Here is a 1,085-nt window from a genome sequence, read left to right as displayed (position 1 = left end):
GGAGTGAACCTGCAGGTCATCACAGCCCCGGATGGCACATTGGTGTGGATCTCGCCGGCACTGCCCGGCCATACGCACGACCTGACCGCCGCCCGATCAGTCGGTGAAGCACGTCACGCAGCTGCCGGGCTGTGACGGTGGCGTTGTCGTCCCGGGGGCCAGGCGAAGCGCGTCCAAAGGCGCGGTCCATGAACTGCGGCCCGGCTCGAGCGCGCAGATGATCGAGTACGGCCAGCCAGGAACGGGGATGTACTGGTCTTTGCCCGGCCGTAGGTGTGACACAGGATCCGCTGTGGTGAGGTGTGGGCATCGGGCCGCAGCCAGCAGGTGATGTCAATGACCAGGACCAGCCGGCCGTCGACAGCCCGCGGCAGTGGCACCGCGGCCAGGGCACGCCTCAGCCGGCCGGTATCGACCCTGCAACGGGCGAGGGCGGCGTAGAGCCCGCCATGACCACGGCGGTGTTCGCCGGCCAGTGACAGTTCGACCAGCGACCTCACCGGCCCGTCGCCGCACAGAACGGCATCAACCAGCTCGAACAACGCATCCGAACGAGCAGTGAGACGGGAGTAGAACTCGCCCGGAAGCATGACAGTTCCGCCAACGGCTCTTGCCGGGCATCGCGATGCACACCGCCCCCAACAACTTGATGGCGCTCTCAGGGCCGTTCAGAGCGCTGGGTGTCAGGGGCGGAGATGTGATAGCGGGGAGAGGTGCGGCACCAGTCGTAGCAAGCTCTCATCATCGATTGCATGGAGCGGACATGCGTCACCACTGCCTGTCGGCTGCCGTGGTCGAAGAGCTGCAGGGCATCCATGGTAGCAGGCAACTGGGCAGTGAGTACCAGAAATTCGTCCGCCCAGTTTCGGATGGTGTCGGCAATAGCGTCAATAGCCTCGAGCCGTGTGAGATTCCGGGTGCGCTCCAGAACCAGGATGAGGCAGTGTGGATCACCAAGCTCCTCCTCCTTCACCCAGGAAAAGATGTCATTGAACCGTTTTCATCCTGTCCTGCTGGGGTGAAGGTGCAGGTCAGCGGGTGTGGGGTGACGAGACGAGGCTCCTGGTCGTTGCGGTGGTGTTCTC

At 64.2% G+C, this 1,085-nt stretch carries 1 protein-coding gene and 2 pseudogenes; 1 reads left to right on the top strand and 2 read right to left on the bottom strand.

Annotated elements, in window-relative coordinates; translation table 11 throughout:
- Positions 1–99: pseudogene (locus ABZ624_RS43200) on the top strand (IS5/IS1182 family transposase); the annotation flags it as partial.
- Here ABZ624_RS43200 and ABZ624_RS43195 read toward each other — a convergent pair.
- Together ABZ624_RS43195 and ABZ624_RS43190 are read right to left on the bottom strand one after the other, a co-directional pair.
- A pseudogene (locus tag ABZ624_RS43195) lies at positions 95–631 on the bottom strand (transposase); the annotation flags it as partial. The pseudogenes ABZ624_RS43200 and ABZ624_RS43195 overlap by 5 nt on opposite strands.
- Before the next feature lie 27 nt (positions 632–658).
- Positions 659–985 carry a hypothetical protein gene (locus ABZ624_RS43190; protein ID WP_360101284.1) on the bottom strand — a complete coding sequence of 109 codons (327 nt, stop codon included), beginning with the start codon at positions 983–985 and terminating at the stop codon, positions 659–661.
- Positions 986–1,085 lie beyond the last annotated feature (100 nt).

It is taken from the genome of Streptomyces sp. NPDC007205 (assembly GCF_040634095.1).
Lineage (GTDB): Bacteria > Actinomycetota > Actinomycetes > Streptomycetales > Streptomycetaceae > Streptomyces.
Note: the sequence above shows the minus strand (reverse complement) of the source record. Positions and strands in the feature narration are given on the sequence as shown.